1 protein-coding gene is annotated in these 223 nt (G+C 52.0%); it reads left to right on the top strand.

The window, feature by feature from the left end; translation table 11 throughout:
- Window positions 1–108: 108 nt before the first annotated feature.
- Window positions 109–223, top strand: a 115-nt coding sequence (locus H6B10_RS16710) for a DUF2871 family protein (RefSeq protein WP_204652488.1), incomplete at its 3' end; no start/stop codon positions are given.

The following is a 223-nucleotide window of genomic DNA, read 5'->3' on the forward strand; positions in this document are numbered from 1 at the left end:
GTACACAATATCCCTGCAAACGGCTGAAGGCGCTGGATAAACGATACCGCACAAAATATCACATGAGCATGCTGGAAAACCTTGCCTTGATTCAAGCAAACGGTCTGGATGAATCTGACGGCAGTCATGTTTGTGGTACGTGGCATCGCCCAGGTGCTGGGTACGGCCCTTTCCTCCGGTATGAGTGCCGCCATTTCGGGCATTGCCGGAATCGGCCATATTT

The organism is Gemmiger formicilis (assembly GCF_016901605.1).
Taxonomy (GTDB): Bacteria; Bacillota; Clostridia; order Oscillospirales; family Ruminococcaceae; genus Gemmiger; species Gemmiger formicilis_B.